Origin of the sequence: Nostoc sp., from assembly GCF_036917315.1 — a bacterium.
GTDB lineage: Bacteria > Cyanobacteriota > Cyanobacteriia > Cyanobacteriales > Nostocaceae > Nostoc.
This window is the reverse complement of record NZ_JBALDR010000009.1, coordinates 91,035-109,929: the sequence shown is the minus strand read 5'-3', so window position 1 is coordinate 109,929 and position 18,895 is coordinate 91,035. Positions and strand designations below refer to the sequence as shown.

Here is an 18,895-nt window from a genome sequence, read left to right as displayed (position 1 = left end):
CAATCGAACGAAATTCTTTTCATGGTGAGTGGAACTATATTATAAAACCCAAAGTAGGCACTTAATTGTTCAAGTTATTTTTACATAACTCCTTAACTATCTCAATAATTTACTTAAATGTCTTAACTTTCCTTGATTTTTCTTTTTAGCTAAGAGAAGATAAGTCTGCAAATGATATAGCGATCGACTTTGGCACTATCTCTTAGGCGATTGCTCTTTAGTTATCTAAAAATATATAATTTTTTTCCAAAGTTTTGCTTTTTTCAGAGAATAATTTAGCTGTCATTTTCCACTACACCTCTGCTGTGAAAAATGATGAACTATGTTAACTTGCAGTCTTGTTTGCATTGCCAATAAGTAGATGGACTTAATGAAATATAAAATACTCTTTTACTGGCTATGGCAGGTATAATGCCCATCTTACAAAAACAATTAGCCTCTTGTGGCGTAGGTATCTCACCTACCCTGTCTTCACTTTATTTATGTCCATCTACTTATCCCGAACTCAGGTTATTTACTAACCAAGACAAGTTGAGTGAGGAATTATATATTGCGATCCGCTACGCTGGGCGGTTACGCCATTACTAAAAATCTCAACCTAGATTTATCAAAGTTCAATTCAACAACACAATGAAAAAGAAGTAAGTGCAATGATTGAGAAAGGTCGGCATATAGCATAAAAGTTAGAAATCATCTAGTTTCTGAGAGTGATGAAACAGGGCGATCGCTATCAGAGAATGTAAGTAAATACAAGGTAGTTAAACCTTAAGTAATAGCAAAAATAATGAAAACAAAAGTTAAATTCTATCAGAATATTGTTGCGTTTAAATATAGTATCGATTATAAAAATACAAGTATCGCTATTTATAGTAATTGACTTGATTATGAGATATCAGGTCGGTGGTAGCCTGAAATATGATGACTCTACATATATTGTCCGCCAAGCAGACGAACAACTTTATACTGGATTAAAAACAGGAAATTTCTGTTATGTCTTCAACTACCACCAAACAGGTCAATCATCTTTACTACACCGGACTGTTCATCGCTTAAAAAAAGAAAATTATATATGCATTTATCTAAATTCATTTTTATTAGGTACTAATCAAATTACACCTACACAATGGTATAAAAGTATTATTTTCAGCCTGTTTCACAAGTTAAATCTAACAGAGCAAATCAACTTTGAAAGTTGGTGGGAGCAACAATCAGAGCTTGCTCCTGTACAACGACTGTATCAATTTGTTGAACAGGTGTTGCTGAGAGAAGTTCAAAATAATCGTATTTTCATCTTTATCGATAATATTAATAGTCTGCTGAGTTTGAATTTCCCGCTCAACGATTTTTTTATCTGGATTCGTTACTGTTATGAGCAGCAAGCACACAACCCAAGTTTTCAACGCTTGGGTTTCGCTTTGTTTGGTGTAGCCAGTCCATCTAGCCTAATTGTTGATCGACATCGAACTCCCTTTAACATTGGTCAAGCAATTAAGTTATCTGACTTTCAATTACATGAAGCTATGCCCCTACTTGAAGGTTTAGAAGAAGTAGTCAGCCACCCACAGGCAATATTGGCGTATATTATTCATTGGACAAGAGGACAGCCATTTCTCACGCAGAAGCTTTGTCAGGTAGTTGTGCAAGTTGCCTTAGAAAGTTATAAGGAAACAATTACCATACCGAACGGTGCTGAAGGATATTGGGTAGAACAATTGGTGCGATCGCGCATTATTCAACATTGGGAATTCCAAGATGAACCTGAACATCTCCGTACTATAAGAGATCGCTTACTTTTTGACGAACACAAAGCAAGAAAGTTATTAAATATTTATCAACGGGTGTTACAAGTAGAGGAATTAAGGAATAGGAACCCGATAGATAATTTGATACCAGCCGATAATAGTGAAGAACAGACAGAACTGTTGCTATCTGGTTTAGTGGAAAATTATAACGGCTATCTGAGAGTTAAAAACCCGATTTACCGGAATGTTTTCACTCCTCAATGGGTATTAAGACAGTTAGAAAATCTTCCCTTTTCTTAGTAGAAGCTAGTAATCAGAATACATCTATTAGATAAGTTCTGCATTGCTTGTCCGAGAAATAAGCATAAGTTATTACCGATTTATAGATTATCTACTCGTCTATCTTTGGATTTTGCTTGTGCATAATTTCTGCCAAGTTTTTAACCAAGTCTTGATTACAAGTAGTTCCACAACTATTAATACTCAATATTTAGAGGTCTAATAAAGCGATAATCTTTTTGCAACATTTATTAAGTAGTAATATTTTATCCAAGTTAAAAATATTACATTATTTAATCACATTTGTACAAATTCAGGTAAATACAAAGACTTCATTTCTTTAGAGGTTTTTGCAAGACAACCATCAAAACACTCAGTAAAAAAGTAGGAAAAGTAGGAAAAGTAGGAAAAGTAGGATAAATAAATAACTGATGACAGTGTTTACGATCAAGCTAGTATAATGTAACTTGTTTGTTAGAGTTCCAATATATCTTAGAGAAGATGAAACAAAAATGTATCAAAGATTGCCACATTAAATTATAGTTTCAGTATGTAAAAAGAAATGTTGCTTGTGACACTCATTTATAACAGCTACTTGGGACAGCCATGTATAAAACTAAACGCGCACGCGGAGTTGTACTAACTTCCACAGGGATTAAACGGTTACAATCAGCAATTCTTTCTGTGGAGATAGTAGAAAATAAAGGCGAACACTTGAGTTTAGAAGAAATAAGCTCGCGCATTCATGTTTCTAGTAGAACTTTGAGTAAATTATGGTCTTTAAGTGAAAGTGTAGATCAAAAAACTATAAAACTCTGCTTTAGCGCTTTTAATCTAGAATTACACAGCGAAGACTACACCATAGTCAACAAAGCAAATGAGACTGAAACATCTGAGTTATTGTCTATTGCAAATATAGAAGAAGATTTATCTCAACGTTCTGAATTAACCTCATTTGTCGAAGAACATTACACACAAACTGAACATATAGAAAATCTTTGGTCATACCCAGATGGCCCCGTACCTTTAGATTCTTACTTTTATATTGAACGTCCTCCACTAGAGAGAAAGGTTTATCGAGAAGTAACTACTAGTGGCTGCGTGATTCGGATTAAGTCCCCCAAACAGATGGGTAAAAGTTCTCTTGTGTTGCGGCTTTGTGCGTTTGCACAGAAACTTGGGTATCAGACTGTGAATGTGAATTGCTACCAATTCGATAGTGAGTGTCTAACTGATTTAAATAAACTGTTGCGTCGTCTTTGCTGGAAAATTGCAACAGGGTTAGGTATTGACCCCAATCTCAAGGAAAAGTGGAATGAAGAAATTGGCTACAACTTGAGTAGCGGCTTCTATTTAGAAAACTATTTGCTCGTTCAATGTCAAAACCCAGTGGTTTTGATATTGAATGAAGTTGACCGTTTTTTTGAATATCCTCACATTTGTCAAGAGTTTTTTGCATTGTTGCGGTCATGGTGTGAGGAAGCACGACACAATCCCAACTGGCAAAAGCTGAGGTTAGTAATGGTTTACTCAACCGAAGACTATATCTCTATGGATATTAATCTTTCTCCTTTTAATATTGGTCTACCTATTCGTCTGAACGATTTTACTCAACCACAAATAGAAGATTTAGCTAGGCGGTATAGTTTAGACTCGTTTAAAGCTAAAGATTTGATCAAACTGATGTCATTAGTAGGAGGACATCCAGCACTAATTCAGATTAGTTTGTACTATCTTAAGTCTCAAGAAATGACCCTGCAAGAAATAATAGAGGAAGCGATCGCCAATGGTGGCATCTACCGCGATCATTTATGGCGACAGCTGATCAAACTGCAAGAAAATCCTAGACTTGCAAAGACCTTTGCTGAAATTCTGGCAGCAAAGCAAGATATTTCTCTTAATCCTATTGACACTTACAAGCTTGAAGGTTTGGGATTAATTCGCTTTGAGGGCGATCGCATCTTACCGCGTTACGGACTCTACCAGGCCTATTTTGCAAAACAGCTATCGACAATTGTTTGATAGAGCAACAGTAAGGCACTCACTCGATATCAAGTACTGCGTAGGCGCAGCCCAACCTAAGCATCGCAGTTTCGTTTCTTGCGCGTTACGGCATTACGTAATAGTTGTGCTAAGTGTAACGAACCAACTACGCCATTGAAGTTTCGATTTTGTCCTTATTATGGCTTTCCTTATATAGCATCTAAAAATTCTGAATATCAAAGCCATCACTGTTGATTTTAGTATTATTTATTACTTTTAACCTGAATTACTCAAGTCAACTCCAACACAATACCTTAGTGCGAAAGTTTTCTTTGAGAATTGTTTCTAAATCTTGGCAAATATTATTTGTATTGCTAGATATTTCTGGGAAGATTTCTAAACATTTAGTGCGTGGTTCAGGAGTTGATAAAATCCAGAAAATTTCTTTAGAAAAATCGTAATTTTAAACTTGATTGCGATAATACATTTAGGTAACTCAAACCTGTTTATCCTAAACTATTAAAGTTACCCGTACTAAACATGAGTAGAGTCAATGACTGCTTCATCACCAGAAAATTTAATCAGCTCATCAAGTACTCATACTTTAGATATAGCTAGGCAAGAGTATCAATATAACTACGTCCATATTCCATCTATTGCGATGCTGGATCGGCTTTCTCTTGCGGAAGAGTTTGCTACTAACTGGTATTTTTTATTAGCCCAGCAGTTACGAGTTGTGTTTATCAATACCTTGATTGTCAACAGAGGCAATCAAGGTTCTAAATCGATTCGTGATGATGTCGAAAGGTTTATTTTAGAAGCCTTGCTCAAGGGAGCAGTACCACTAAAAATCAATATTCTGGCAAGAATCCTGCAAATTATCCCTCAGTTTTTGCTCAAAGGTATATCTAAGGATGTTAGAGAACTCGACGATCTTTTTTATTCTATTTTGAAAGAAAACGGACTTGTAATCCTCAGAGATGCCCTAAATAGGATAATTAACCTTCTATATGAAGGACAGCCGACAGGACATGCAACCAGTCTTAAGGACTACGAAAATTTGTTTCCAGTGATTGGTGTGCCAGCGATCGCTAAAACTCACCAAGAAGATGAAGTATTTGCCTACATGCGAGTGGCTGGCTACAATCCCGTCACGATCGCGCGAGTAACTACTCCAGGCGATCGCTTCCCAGTCACAGACGAACATTACCAAGGAGTAATGGGAACTGACGATTCATTAGCAGCAGCCGGACTTGAAGGCAGACTCTACTTAGCTGACTATAAAATTTTAGATGGTGCGGTCAACGGTACATTCCCACACGAGCAAAAATATCTCTATGCTCCCCTAGCACTGTTTGCCTTACCCAAAGGCTCAGACCCCAACCGTTTATTGCGTCCGATAGCCATTCAATGCGGTCAAACCCCAGGCCCAGATTATCCAATTGTTACCCCTAACTCCGGTAAATACTCTTGGCTTTTTGCCAAAACAATAGTCCAAATAGCAGATGCCAACTACCACGAAGCTGTTACTCACCTAGCAAGAACTCACTTGTTAATTGGTGTTTTTGCGATCGCCACCGCTCGACAATTGCCACTCACCCATCCCCTAAGAATTCTACTGCACCCGCATTTTGACAGCACTTTAGCAATTAACGATGCTGCTCAACGGATTCTCATAGCTCCAGGCGGTGGTGTCGATAGATTACTCTCATCATCAATCGATAACTCTCGCGTTTTAGTAGTGCTAGGCTTGCAAAGCTATGGTTTTAATAGCGCCATCTTACCTAAGCAATTCCAACAGCGCGGTGTAGACGATCCCAACCTCTTGCCTATTTATCCTTACCGGGATGATGCCCTACTAGTCTGGAATGCCATTCATCAATGGGTTGCAGACTACCTAAATCTTTACTACACCACCGATGAAGACATTCAAAAAGACAGAGCATTGCAAGCCTGGGCAGCCGAAATTTCAGCTTACGATGGTGGTCGCATCCCCGATTTTGGCGAAGATGGGGGCATCAAAACGCGCAATTACTTAATTGATGCCACTACGCTGGTTATTTTCACTGCCAGCGCTCAACACGCTGCGGTTAACTTTCCGCAAAAAGATTTTATGGGCTACGCCGCAGCCATACCATTGGCAGGTTATTTACCAGCCTCAACTCTCAAAAGAGAAGTTACTGAGCAAGACTACCTTAATTTGCTCCCTCCCTTAGATCGGGCGCAACGGCAATACAACCTACTCAGCTTATTGGGGTCTGTGTATTACAACAAGCTGGGTGATTATCAGCAAGGATACTTTACAGACCAAAAAGTAAAATCATTGCTACAAGCATTCCAAAGTAATCTTCAGCAGGTAGAAGATACCATCAAGCAACGTAATTTACACCGTCCACCCTATGAGTATCTACTTCCTTCTAAAATTCCTCAGAGCATCAATATCTGAATTAGGGACAAATGACAAATGACTCAAAATAAATACTATGACACTTAAAGATAAAGTCCTCAAAGGTCACGATCGCCAGCTTTGGCTTGCACCTATACTAGCTAAAGTAGGTTACGATACTGCGATCGGCAAGTTTCTCCGCTTGATTTTTTATTACATGGATGCGTCAATCATGCTCAACGCATGGCGAGACTTTCTCTACATCCGTAAGGATAATATTGGAGACAAGTATTTTGCAGTAGACCAAGCAATTATGCATTCCTCTCACTCGCAGGTGAGAGAATTAATGCAAACCCAACCACAACTGCGAGGAAATGATTTAGGCATCATCAGAATATTAGCTCCTAGCTACCTGCTGGATAATCCTCTGAGCTTGGGAACAAACGGTAACGAACACACAGGACTACGTACTGTAATCTTACAAGCCTTACCGGAACCGTCAGGGCAGATAGACTTTTTAGGGAATCTAGTTGAGCAAAGGTTGTTAGAAGCTGCTAAACAAGGCAAATTACACATCGGCAATGATTTGCCAAAGATCATGCTGTCGATTTTGCACCAACTAGTTTTTCAGATATCTTTATCTGAGGAAGAAATCACAGCATCCGATAGTTACATTAAGGGTTTGGCTCTTGCATCCTTGCCTAATTTTATCAGCAAGTATCTGCTGGCAATATTAACAGCGCCAAAAATTCGGCATCGTCAATATTTAATTAAGCGATATAAACAATCAGCTAAATGGGCATCTTACTTTGAAACAGGCGCTCAGTATCAATTGAACGAACACCAAATCGCTAATACCCTTTTTGATATGATTCATATCGCTGGTACTGCCGGCACAAGTGCGCTTTTAGGATCAGTTATTGGTGTTCTCTGCTTGAATAATACTCTCAGAAATGATGTAGTGTCAGAAGTGAATGCAATTTGGAATGGTAAAAAAACTTTAGACTCAGACGCTCTAGAACGGTCAACACTTCTCAATCAAGTGATTCTAGAAACGGCTCGTCTCTATCCACCTGTGCGATTTGTTAGCCAACTTACCACTGAAGCGGGTGAAGTTGAAATTGGAAAACAAAAATGTCCATTCCAAAAAGGTACTCGTTTGCTTGGCTCTATTCTTACAGCTAATCGAGATGCCAATAGATACCAAAATCCAGATGATTTTGACCTCACACGAAATTTTTCAGATATCTTATCTTGGAACGGCGAAGGGCATGAACGAGCCTGTCCTGGTACATCCTTATCAATTGGCTTTATCAAAATTTTCTGTTTACATCTGTTCCACAACTATCAATGGGACTCAATTACAGAAGTCAAATGGGATTTTGAAAAAGTGACTGCCGTTACTCCTAATAATTTAGTACTACAAGGTTTTGCTCAACGACTGTGAGTAAGGGACTTCCAGCCGGGGCGCACAGATTACGCCCCTACTTCTCGTGCGGAATTATAATTTGGTAATTGTTCTGGCTTTTTGAGTTGATTTTACTCTTTTTCTAGTGCAAGATTACTCATCTTCTCTCTTATTCGGTTCTTTACAAATTTAGGTATTCTTTTAGCACAAAGGAAGTAATTACAAATTATATGGCTGAATTAATTGAAAAAAAGCAACTTAATAATATTGCAACCTGGATGATTCCAATCAAAGAAACAAACTTACCATCTGTACTTAAAGGTGTGTTTTTTATGGATGGCAATCCACTGCCAGACACTTGCATTACTATGTACAATTTAGAATGGGATATAGAGAATAGAAATTTGCTTTTACCGATATTGGCCCCGTTACAGTGGACTTTTCATGACTCGATTGCTGGCTGGATATTACTACGTTCAATTCAATGGTTTAAAGTAAGTTACAAAATTAAGTTTGAAGATGAAACTTTGCAACAAGCTCAAATCACACCTGTTTTTCTAGGAATATCAGTTCCAAAATCGATTGTTAGTTTCACAATGTCCCAAGACAACAATTCTCTCAATGGAGATATTTGGCACAGAAAGAACGTTTGGTTCGGCGGACTTTCTCGGGCTGGTGAGTATACTCTCCGTAGGGTTGTTGATAAAGATGGTTGTTATACTCCTGCTTTTAACGATATGCTTACCAGGGTACAAAATGAATGTTTAGTAATTGGACGCCACTCAAATTGATCCGGCTCAGGTTAGTCAGCTAAAGCTTAGAGCCTTATCGCCCTCCATCGCTAACTTTAAACAGAGATTTAATTCTTTTTTGATTTCTGTTTTTGCCGATTTGAAATTGCATTTTTTGTACTCCAAATTCCCAAAGCCAGTAACCCGAATGTGACAGAGGGTTCTGGAACAGAATTAACTCGACGAAATTCAATGGGTGTGGCTACAAGTAAATTGCCTTTCTTGTCAAAAATTTTGTCTAAGGAGTCGATGCTACTTTGCTCAATAGTTATATCAGAAACCACTTTGAAGCCATTATTTGTTATACAGCCATTGGGAGCATTGTTCCCAATGTAGCTGTTCGGTTCCCAAAATAATTGCAGATTACATGTGTTCTTCTCAACATTGTTAATACTAAGCTGTGGCTTAGACTGAGAATGATTGCATAACCCGCGTACAGTATTTTCATTTAAAAAGCTGCTAATACTTAGATTCACAGCCGAATTTCCTTGATTAAAAGAATAAAGGCGTAGCCGCTCAAAACCTGGGCTTTCTTGCTCTAGATAAACGTTCTGTGTTTCAGCCAGAGGATTAGTACCATCCAGTTGTACACTACAACTTGATATAGTAATTAATGGCACAGAGGGGCTATTAGCAACCTGTTGAGCATTATCAAAAAAACCAGTGAACCACTGTGCTACTTGCTGAACCTGTATCTTAATTGGTGGCGCACTGGTATCAGCACGGCTTTGTTGAACAAATGAAAATGTAGTGACTAAGAATGTCAAAATTGATACTTTGAGTAAATGCATAGAGGTTCGGATTCCAACAAGAGCAGATTACAGACTTATGGATAAATAATTTACACCATCAAGCCCATTTTCCGTCATGAAATAATTTTCTTGGCTATTGGCTAATAACCCTCTTATGTCATTTTCCAGATTAAGCAAGTAGTAAATAACTTAAATTATTCCAGATTAGCCACTCAGTTTAATTTTAAAGAGAACCTATAAAGTAGTTAGCTATTATACGCGAATATCAAAAATTCAGTGCTTTCATAGATGAACTCTGCCATTTTGCACATACCCATCTTTTGATGTGCCTGAAGTGATGCTTTGTTGTTTGCATTGATGAACAGTATTCCTTCCCGCTTTGGTAGAAAATCTTTCAACTTAGCAAACATTTCCGCAGCAATACCTTGCCCACGCATCGTTTCATCAACACAAATGGGGCCATATAAGTAAGCATCTTTTGTACCAGAATAGGTTTGTAACATCACCTTTATAATTGGTAGATTAGCAGTTGTCTTTGACCAACTGAGTAAGAATCCTACAACTTGACCATTTTTTCGGGCTACAACGCTCGGCATTTGAGAGATAGTCATCATCACAGCCTCTGGCTCAAGATGACCTAACAACATACCACCATGTTCTGCGTCATTGGCTTGGGCCAACTTGACGATTGCAGTAACATCACTGGGGCTGGCACGGTCAATCACTACATCATTGAGACACATATTTAGTTAATATAAATAGGAGAAAGACTTGGAGCAAAAGAATTTTCTTTTAGAAGAATAACAGAGAATAACGCTTTGGGGAACGCATTGCAGAGGCAACTAAACGTTGGTTTCAATAGCTTTTGATACTTTTATTCGGTTGTAGTACTCTTGTATCTGACACAAATTCAAAGAGTCAAAGTTTCACCAAAGCAGCGATCGCGTGGAACAGGCAGTAAACTACTACTATGCCAAAACTTCTAAAGTGCGTAGGCGTAGGCATCGCTGTCTTTTCTACTAGTAAGAGTGCCCTTCTCATGGGAATACTTTATATATAGTAATTCCAACAAATAGAACTCCTGTAGTATGAGCTACTGTACCAATATTGATTGCCTACGTCCACAAAATTCTGACGATTCTCGTTTTTGCAATAGTTGTGGTCAGGAATTATTACTTAAACAGCGATATCGTCCACTCACGGTCATTGGAAGCGGTGGCTTTGGGAGAACCTTTTTAGCTATTGATGAACATCTTCCAGATCGACCCAAATGTGCAGTTAAACAACTATGTTTTCAAAAAGAAAATACTGAGACTTGGCATAAAGCAGTCAATTTATTTCATCAAGAAGCCCTTCGCCTCAATGAACTAGAACACTCTCAAATACCCAAATTACTAGCGCACTTTGAACAAAATCAAAAATTTTATATCGTTGAAGAATTAGTAGATGGACAAACACTCGCCCAGGAATTACAAAAACAAGGCGTTTTTCAAGAACCGCAAATTTGGGAGATATTAAAAAGTTTATTGCTCACATTACAATTTATCCATTCCCGACAAGTAATCCACCGAGATATTAAACCGGAAAATATTATGCGCCGTTCGGGCCGAGGAGACTTGGTATTAATCGATTTCGGAGTTGCTAAATTCGCCAATAACATGAAGCAACTTCGTACAGGCACAATAGTAGGTAGCCCAGAATATATCGCTCCCGAACAAATGCGAGGAAAGTCATTACCAGCCAGCGATCTTTATAGCTTGGGTGTAACATGTATTTACTTGCTTACCGATGTTTCTCCCTTTGATTTGTTCGATATTGCTAGCGATCGCTGGGTATGGCAAGAACATTTACCAGCAAAGAATACTGTTAGCGTTCACCTTTGTGAAATCTTAGATAAACTTTTACAAAATGCCGTTTCGCAACGCTTCCAATCGGCAACAGAAGTTTTACAGACACTAGAGCAACAACCAAAAAAATTGCTAAATATTTCTAATTATCGTACACTAACTACTATTGATTATACACATTTGCGTGATTTATTAGCAAAAGGAAAATGGGAATTAGCAGATAAAGAAACTTGGGAACTAATGTGTCAAGCCCTAGCAAAGCCTAGAGGTAGCTATATATTTAGTAGCGATATTGAGAAACTTCCCTGTGAAGATTTGCAAATCATTGACCTTTTATGGGTGAATTACAGTCATAAACGCTTTGGTTTTAGCGTACAGACACTTATTTACAAAAACGTGAATGGAGACTATGGAGTTTTTTGTAATCAAGTTGGTTGGCATATATACAATTCTAGTTATGCAAATTCGGAATTCAATTTTAGTCTCAAAGCACCAATCGGTCATTTACCCTCACGTATTTGGATTGGTGGTTCTCAATCGTGGCGCTACCCCGATGCTTTAACTGTAAAATTAGCAGCTTGTGGTATTAGTTAGTTTTGATAATAAGATTACTAATAAACTTCTAGTTCATAGTGAGCGGTTCATCGCTCAAAGCAACGATAATTAGGACTAAAGTCCTCTCTACGAGACGCTATGCGTAGCTTGCTTCCCCAAAGGGGTACACTACAAACTTTAATTTATTTACGTCTAGCTACTTATAATTTAACAGTGAGCTTTGTCGATCGCTCTTCATCTTTATGTCCCAGATATCGCTCCCCCAATCGTTCTATCCACACCTACCTCTCACCGCTCTTGCGCCCATGCAGGATGTGACAAACCTTTGGTTTATGAAGGTGATTGCCCACTACGGCAGCCCTGACTACTTTTTCACCGAATATTTCCGCGTCAATGATACCTCCCGGCTCAATCGTAGCATTTTGGCAGCAATCACCGAAAACGACACAGGTCGTCCCGTTTTTGCGCAAATGATTGGCGAAAGTATTCCAGATTTAGTCAGAACAGCAAAGGAACTCTGCAACTATAATATCGCTGGAGTTGACTTGAACATGGGCTGTCCAGCACCTAGAATCTATCGCAAAAATGTTGGGGGTGGATTGCTGCTCTTGCCGGAAAAAGTGGATCGGATTTTGGGAGAATTGCGGCAAGCAGTTAGCGATCGACCTTTGACGGTCAAAATGCGTGTAGGCTTTGAAAATACAGATAATTTTTACAAAATTCTAGATATCATCAATCGCCACAACATTGATTTGCTGAGTTTGCATGGCCGCACGGTAAAAGATATGTACCACGGGGCAGTGAAATATGATTTGATCGCTGAAGCAGTTAGACGAGTCCATTGTCCAGTGCTTGCTAATGGCAATATCAACTCGGCGACAACTGCTGTTGAAGTGCTTTCTCAAACGGGCGCGGCGGGTGTGATGGTGGGACGTTGGGCAATCGGGAATCCTTGGCTTTTTAATCAAATTCGGCAAGCTTTGCGAAAAGAACCGATCGCACCCGTTCCTTTAGCGGAGGTACGCAACTATATCGATCGTTTATGGCAAACCCCCACAGCAGCAACGATGCCAGAGCGATCGCGCGTCGGCTACCTAAAAATGTTCCTCAACTACATTGCCCTGAGTGTTGACACTGAAGGTCATTTTTTACGATTGATGCGACACACTTCTACTGAGGCAGAATTATTTAACCTGTGCGATCGCGTTCTTCTTACCGATTTGACGAAAACTTTAGCCCTAGCGCCTTCTTTGAGCGTGTGATATCGGGCGTTGTCGATAGACCGAGATTACCCGTTAGGTGGGTTTTAAGGCTAAACGATCGCTTGTCAGAATAGATTTTTGCATATACAGAAAATCCGCTTAGTTACTAAGCGGATTTCAAACTTGTGTTTATTTCAAGTCTTATATAGTGATAATATTTACAGCATTCGGCCTTTTTGCACCACCTTGAATCTCAAATTCAACATTTTGACCCTCATCTAGCGTTTTCAAACCACTGGACTGAATAGCTGAGAAATTAACTAAAACATCTTTAGATCCGTCTGAAGGTGTAATGAAGCCAAATCCTTTGTACTCATCAAAATATTTTACTTGTCCTGTAATGAGCGCGCCGCCTACAATTGCCGCTACTTTCAAATCATCAAGTTCTTCAATTTCTGGAACTTGCAAATTTTTAATTTCTATTGTCTTCATATCTACTAATCTTAATATCAGTTCAATAACAGGCTAACAACAGGCAATAATAAAATCAACAAAAACAGTAAAACATCCTACCTTTCCCACTTTTCCTACTTTGTACGGGAACAAAAATATCCCCGACTTCTTTAAAAAGTCGGGGATATCAAGCTCTCAATTAGAATTACCAAAGCTATTTAATCGCACACAATATCACTCAAATTGCACAAGCGATCGCCCCGATACCACAATAAAACCCACAGAATCAAGCCTCAGAAGCGGCTGGCGAATTCCCTCTAGAATAGCTGCATTTAAAGCAGTTTCTATCTTCAATTCTTCAGCTAATGCATTATCCCAACTTTGCTGGTTTAAACGTAGTCGTAATTGTTCTACTCTATTGGCTAATTTCTTTTCGGCGACTTTAGCACAACTTTGACATAAGTCAATAAAATCGGGACGATTTGAAAGTAATTCCGCAGAAGTGTTACGCATTTCATAGCAAAAATTTTGCCATTTACTAGGGTCAACAAAATCGTCAATAATTCCTAAGCGCTCTTTTGCTAGATTGTAATCTCGTCCTTGATTATTGTTTTTGTCTTTATATGGACGTTGCAGAATACTTAAGAGTGCTTTATCCTCAACAACCCGGATTGGCTGCTTGCGTCCATCAACATAGATAGTTTCTATAATTGGCGGAAATAGAGCATCAACGCGGCGCTGCAAGTTTTTGAATTGAGAATTATCTAGTTTGTTATCTAGTAAAACTTGTTTGGCAGTTCTTAAATTTGCCTCGACTACATAATTGCATTGAAAACCGAACCACTCCTTCCCTTCTTTCGCGTCCCAAGATGCATCAGTGCGCCACAGAGCAAAGGCTTCACCTCGGTCATCCCAATTGATATAGTTCGAGAGTGCTTCGACAAATCCTTCCCCAACTCGAAAGAGTTTAACACCAGCATTTTGGTTTGCTACTCTGCGATTATAAGTACCAAATTGGTCTAGGGAACTCTCAGCAAAACGGTTTTGCAAATCATTTATCGGCACCAATGTCCGCGTTGTTGGTTGATAACGTCGCATCTCTGATGAATCGGGGTTATTCAGTCCTCTGAATCCCAGCGCGTCACAAATCCAGCCTTCAATTGCTCGTTTCATTTCTAGATGACGAGCATCGTAATTGTCTAGCTCTTGAAAATACTCGGTAGCAATTTCATCGTTTGCATCAATTTCATCTAGAGCATTTTGTTCGCTAATTTTGGCTATTTCTGCTTCAATTTGCGCTTGAATTGGTGAAACAATCTTTAACAATCCAGTCGCACCTGATTGAAACAAAACTGTTTCTAATTCTGCGAGTTTCTCATCCACATAAAACTGGAGACTGGCAATTGATTGTTGGAAAATACCAAACCCATCTTTTAATACTTTATACCAAGCATTGTGAGGGCTATCTTCCAAGTAAGGGCCAATCAAGGCACTAGATTGGATGCCAATTTTGCTGCCAATGCGGTCAAGTCTGCCAATTCTCTGCTCTAATTGATTAGGCGACCAAGGCAGGTCAAAATGAATTAACCAATCGGCAAACTGGAGGTTACGCCCTTCTTCTCCAGAGCGATCGCATACTAAAATAAAGCAGTTGGGGTTGTTCTTGAACCGATTTAAGCCTTCCTCAACCTTGTCTGGTGATTCTCCAAATTGATGGCTAGCTATTGTCTCTGCACCAAAGGTATCAGATAAATACCGGACAATTTCGCCACAAGTTTGCACAAAACTGGTAAATACAACAAATTTGGGCAGAATGTCGCCAGTAATTGGTCTCTTGATTCTCTGCTGTATTCTCGTGATGAATTCCTTTTGATTCTTCCGAACGTTTGCGGGAATTTTGAAATAAGTACCTAGCTGATTCAGCAGCACTGTTTTCAAATTTTCCGTTCGTTGTCCATCCTCTTGAGGTTGACGAATAATTTTTAGTAAGGATTGGAGAATCTCTTCTTCCCCTGAGAATTTGGGGGTTGTAGTTAATAGGCGAACATCATCTTCTTTAAATTCCTGGATGAGTTTAGCATGAGGTTTCGCAGTTAACCGCGCCGTAATTACCTGCTCTAAAATGCCTAACCAAGTACCAGCAGCGAGAAATAACAGCAGAAAAACTCGCTGATATGGCTTTTCACCAGGAGCAACACTCCGCCATTGATTGAGGAGTTCGTGGATATCAAGCGATCGCTCGTCTAAATCGTACTCTTCTTTTGGTGTAAAGTTGCGGTCAAATATCACGTCTTCCACCGCAGCACGACGGTTGCGAAGCATTCGGCGGTGTAGTCGATAGATATCACTGACATGGACGCGAATCGCTTGGACGATTTGCTCTTGTTCAGGAGAATTTGCTTGTAAACAATTTTCTAAATCATCCGCCAGTTTCAGTAAATACTTATCCTCAGCCAAGAGGTTTCGCAATTGCTGCAAGTTACTTTTGAGAACCTCTGGTTCTGCACCTTCTTTAAAAGAAAGCAGAAGTTTACCAATTTGCTGACGGCTTTCAACTTTGGTGCGGAAACCTGCTAGATCGCCAATTTTATAGGTTGTCGGGTCGAGCAAGTGCAACATCGCCAGAAAATCCTGCTCGTGATTGAGAACCGGAGTGGCAGATAATAAAAGTAAGCGATCGCTTTTATGAGCAAGTTCTTTGCAAGTCTGAAAACGCTGGCGCACTGTTGCATCCTTAGAGGTTGCCATTGCGGCGATGTGATGAGCTTCATCTAAAATTAAGCAGCCTATCCTTGCTTTCAGGTTGATTTTATGAATATCTTCAACCGCCAGCACCGCTACCCGTTTGCCAAAATGGGAGATGTAAAACTTGTTTTCTAACTCAGTTCGCCATTGTTTGAGCAAATATTGCGGAACTATGACCACCGCACCTTTTTTCGGCTCATCGAGAAGAAATTGACGCAGAATCGCACCCGCTTCGATGGTTTTTCCCAGTCCCACCTCATCTGCTAGCAAGTAGCGTTGAATTGGGTCTTCTAGTACCCGCCTGACTACTTCAACTTGGTGAGGATAAAGATTAATATTTGCCGAAATCAGTCCCGTCATCCCGCGACTCACAGCGCGTTGCTGAGTCAAGGATTTCACGAAAGCCAATCTTTTGTCGTGGAAATAGGGCGTTTCGTGGCCCTTCATCGCCAGAGTTTGGATGGGGTCTGTATTTGGTAGATTACACCGAACGTAAATATCTTCAACAGAAGCGATCGCAGTTTTCTTATCTGGTAAATCAATTTGATACATTTCTGTATCATCATCCCAAATAAAAACTCTGCCCACTATCCACTTATCCTGAGTTTGGGACTTGATATAGCATCGAGCCTGAGGTTCCAGCTTGACTTCAGAGAGCGAACTTAAAGGTAAAGTTTTTTGGAGACGTTGGCCTATAGAGCAGAAATACTCCACGTTTGCATTGGTATCAGATATTTCCGTAACTTTTCCGATACCCAAAGAGTTATTCTGGGACTGTACCAATAAACCAAGCTTAATCATAGATCCAGTCCCCTGAACACACTAAAAGAACCTTCCAGACTAGTTTTTAGCCCATATCTGGCAGTTTTGTCGATCAACATTATAGATAATAACTGGTATTACAGTTTTTGTTAGAGCGATGTCTACGATGGTCACTGAGCGGCTGGTGAGCGGAGTCGAACCATGCTGTACTACTTGCCTACAGCACGCTGCGCGAACGTGGAAGCAAGCTACGCGCAGCGTCTCGTAGAGAAGTGCGGGCTATTCGGCGTCGCTCCATCACAGCCAATTAATAAAATTAGCAATTTTCAGGTAAATACACCACACAGTAGAGGTACAGCATTGTTGTGCTTTTACAACATATACAGTTCAATTAAATGAAAACTGCTGTAAATTCACATTTCTCAGCAAAGTTTTGCCTAAAAGCGTAACGTTGTTAAACGCAGGGTAACACAATGGCATTGCAGGGTATTGCCAAATTAAATTTGCTACGAATTAATGAAATGCTGTACTTAACTGATTATCTGATGTAACAGATTTACGCTTTGGCTTGAGAAGGCCGCGATACAATTAAGATTGTGAACATTTATTTACTATGAAGAAAATTAGAGACAACACAATTAAGTTAAATCAATTTTTAAAGTTGATGGGTATAGTGCCAACAGGAGGCCAAGCCAAGCTGATGATTCAAGGTGGTGATGTCCAAGTAAACGGGATGCTGGAAACTCGACGAGGACGACGACTAGTACCGGGCGATAAAGTGACAATCCAAGGGCAGACTTTAGAAGTGAATTTAAACAACAATGAAGACCCAGATGTAATGATAGATTTAGCCGAGCAAACCGAGTAAAGAAAGTTTATCCCAAAGTTACAAGTTTCTCTTTTGCCTTGTGAGTAATGCTGCAAATTTCCAATAATGTTATTATCCCACAGACTGAGATTGAAATTACTGCGATTCGTTCGCAAGGAGCAGGAGGTCAAAATGTAAATAAGGTTTCTACCGCGATCCACTTGCGCTTCGATATTGCGGCTTCATCATTACCCAATTATTATAAAGAACAGCTTTTAAAGCTCAACGATCGCCGCATTAACCAAGAAGGAGTAGTTGTAATAAAAGCCCAAGAACACCGAAGCCAAGAGAACAATCGCGAGTCAGCCTTGAAACGACTTCAAGAACTCATTCAAAGCGCAGTTGTCGTAACAATCAAACGCAAACCCACTAAACCAACTCGCAGTTCTCAAAGAAAACGCCTTGACCACAAAAGTAAGCGCGCACAGATTAAATCTAACAGAGGACAGGTGACAGATTGTTAATTCATCGATTATTTGTAGAGAACATACATATTATTCAATATGAAAAAAGATGAATAAGACATTACTAAAGATTTTGATGTTTGGGCTTTTAATCTTGTTTATCATCTCTCCCTTTGCGGCCCTTACGGGTTTAATGCTTGTAGTGTTAATTGCGGCATTTTTCTTTTTACTAGGGGACGTGTTTCAAGCAATTATTGGTCGCAACACCGACCCGAAAAAGTCATAAAACCAAAATTCCAAATGAAGATAGGGATTTCCCACCGTTAAGCAACCAACTAGCGCTGTATTGGATTCAACACAGAAGCGCTATATACAGCATTCGTTTTTTAAGTAAATGACGTACACAGATAGGGGCACAACATTGTTGTGTCCTTATACCATTTCTTTGTGAGGCTGCGCCAAATCCTTTTAACTTCTTTCTTTACTTTCTTTGTGTCCAACTCTTACGAGACGCTGCGCGTAGCTTGCTTCCCCGAAGGGGTATGTGGTTCGTTTTTCTTTCTTCTTTCTTCTACTTAAAGATGGTTTAACGCATCTTCATACAGAATTGATATTACAATAATCTGTACCTCACCTTGGCATAGCCTCTGTCTGCGACACGCTGCGCGAACGTAGACAAGTTGCAATCTGCTGTATATGTATCTATTTTAATGAAAAA

General features: G+C 39.4%; 16 protein-coding genes. 11 read left to right on the top strand and 5 right to left on the bottom strand.

The annotated features are described in order from the left end of the window. Positions 1-399 precede the first annotated feature (399 nt). The 6 genes from V7K84_RS04565 to V7K84_RS04540 all read left to right on the top strand — a co-directional run bounded on the left by V7K84_RS04565 (position 400) and on the right by V7K84_RS04540 (position 8,589). The gene (locus V7K84_RS04565) at positions 400-588 is read left to right on the top strand and encodes a hypothetical protein (RefSeq protein WP_334836679.1); all 189 of its coding nucleotides are present in this window, start codon (positions 400-402) and stop codon (positions 586-588) included. A gap of 296 nt (positions 589-884) precedes the next feature. After that, the gene (locus V7K84_RS04560) at positions 885-2,042 is read left to right on the top strand and encodes an AAA-like domain-containing protein (protein ID WP_334836678.1); all 1,158 of its coding nucleotides are present in this window, start codon (positions 885-887) and stop codon (positions 2,040-2,042) included. A 585-nt stretch (positions 2,043-2,627) separates the two neighbouring features. After that, positions 2,628-4,043: an AAA-like domain-containing protein gene (locus tag V7K84_RS04555; RefSeq protein WP_334836677.1), complete on the top strand. Its 1,416-nt coding sequence runs from the start codon at positions 2,628-2,630 to the stop codon at positions 4,041-4,043. Between the two features lie 514 nt (positions 4,044-4,557). Next, complete coding sequence (locus V7K84_RS04550; RefSeq protein ID WP_334836676.1) at positions 4,558-6,450, top strand: lipoxygenase family protein; 1,893 nt, start codon at positions 4,558-4,560, stop codon at positions 6,448-6,450. Positions 6,451-6,487: 37 nt separating this feature from the next. Next, positions 6,488-7,837, top strand: a complete 1,350-nt coding sequence (locus tag V7K84_RS04545) for a cytochrome P450 (protein WP_334836675.1) — start codon at positions 6,488-6,490, stop codon at positions 7,835-7,837. Between the two features lie 191 nt (positions 7,838-8,028). Further along, positions 8,029-8,589: a hypothetical protein gene (locus V7K84_RS04540; RefSeq protein WP_334836674.1), complete on the top strand. Its 561-nt coding sequence runs from the start codon at positions 8,029-8,031 to the stop codon at positions 8,587-8,589. A gap of 68 nt (positions 8,590-8,657) precedes the next feature. On the opposite strand, the gene V7K84_RS04535 is transcribed toward V7K84_RS04540, so the two are convergent. The 3 genes from V7K84_RS04535 to V7K84_RS04525 all read right to left on the bottom strand — a co-directional run bounded on the left by V7K84_RS04535 (position 8,658) and on the right by V7K84_RS04525 (position 10,382). After that, positions 8,658-9,380, bottom strand: coding sequence for a chromophore lyase CpcT/CpeT (locus V7K84_RS04535; protein ID WP_334836673.1), 723 nt, complete (start codon positions 9,378-9,380; stop codon positions 8,658-8,660). A gap of 206 nt (positions 9,381-9,586) precedes the next feature. Further along, positions 9,587-10,084 (bottom strand): GNAT family N-acetyltransferase, encoded by a 498-nt coding sequence (locus V7K84_RS04530; protein WP_334836672.1) that lies wholly within the window; start codon positions 10,082-10,084, stop codon positions 9,587-9,589. A 175-nt stretch (positions 10,085-10,259) separates the two neighbouring features. Then, a complete protein-coding gene (locus tag V7K84_RS04525) occupies positions 10,260-10,382 on the bottom strand; it encodes a hypothetical protein (protein ID WP_334836671.1) in 123 nt (40 codons plus the stop codon). 47 nt (positions 10,383-10,429) lie between these two features. Between V7K84_RS04525 and V7K84_RS04520 the strand changes: the two genes are divergently transcribed. Further along, on the top strand, positions 10,430-11,782 hold the full coding sequence (locus V7K84_RS04520; RefSeq protein WP_334836670.1) for a serine/threonine-protein kinase: 1,353 nt from the start codon (positions 10,430-10,432) through the stop codon (positions 11,780-11,782). Between the two features lie 203 nt (positions 11,783-11,985). After that, on the top strand, positions 11,986-13,005 hold the full coding sequence (locus V7K84_RS04515; RefSeq protein ID WP_334836669.1) for a tRNA-dihydrouridine synthase family protein: 1,020 nt from the start codon (positions 11,986-11,988) through the stop codon (positions 13,003-13,005). A gap of 141 nt (positions 13,006-13,146) precedes the next feature. Here the strand turns inward: V7K84_RS04515 and V7K84_RS04510 are convergent, their stop codons facing one another. After that, positions 13,147-13,437 carry a cold shock domain-containing protein gene (locus V7K84_RS04510; RefSeq protein WP_442940926.1) on the bottom strand — a complete coding sequence of 97 codons (291 nt, stop codon included), beginning with the start codon at positions 13,435-13,437 and terminating at the stop codon, positions 13,147-13,149. A gap of 195 nt (positions 13,438-13,632) precedes the next feature. Beyond that, the gene (gene dpdE, locus V7K84_RS04505; RefSeq protein ID WP_334836668.1) at positions 13,633-16,944 is read right to left on the bottom strand and encodes a protein DpdE; all 3,312 of its coding nucleotides are present in this window, start codon (positions 16,942-16,944) and stop codon (positions 13,633-13,635) included. 574 nt (positions 16,945-17,518) lie between these two features. Here dpdE and V7K84_RS04500 point away from each other — a divergent pair. The 3 genes from V7K84_RS04500 to V7K84_RS04490 are packed head-to-tail and all read left to right on the top strand — an operon-like array spanning position 17,519 to position 18,463. Then, positions 17,519-17,773, top strand: a complete 255-nt coding sequence (locus tag V7K84_RS04500; protein ID WP_289797304.1) for an RNA-binding S4 domain-containing protein — start codon at positions 17,519-17,521, stop codon at positions 17,771-17,773. A 47-nt stretch (positions 17,774-17,820) separates the two neighbouring features. Next, complete coding sequence (arfB, locus tag V7K84_RS04495; protein ID WP_334836667.1) at positions 17,821-18,237, top strand: alternative ribosome rescue aminoacyl-tRNA hydrolase ArfB; 417 nt, start codon at positions 17,821-17,823, stop codon at positions 18,235-18,237. Positions 18,238-18,286: 49 nt separating this feature from the next. Beyond that, positions 18,287-18,463 carry a hypothetical protein gene (locus V7K84_RS04490; RefSeq protein WP_334836666.1) on the top strand — a complete coding sequence of 59 codons (177 nt, stop codon included), beginning with the start codon at positions 18,287-18,289 and terminating at the stop codon, positions 18,461-18,463. Positions 18,464-18,895 lie beyond the last annotated feature (432 nt).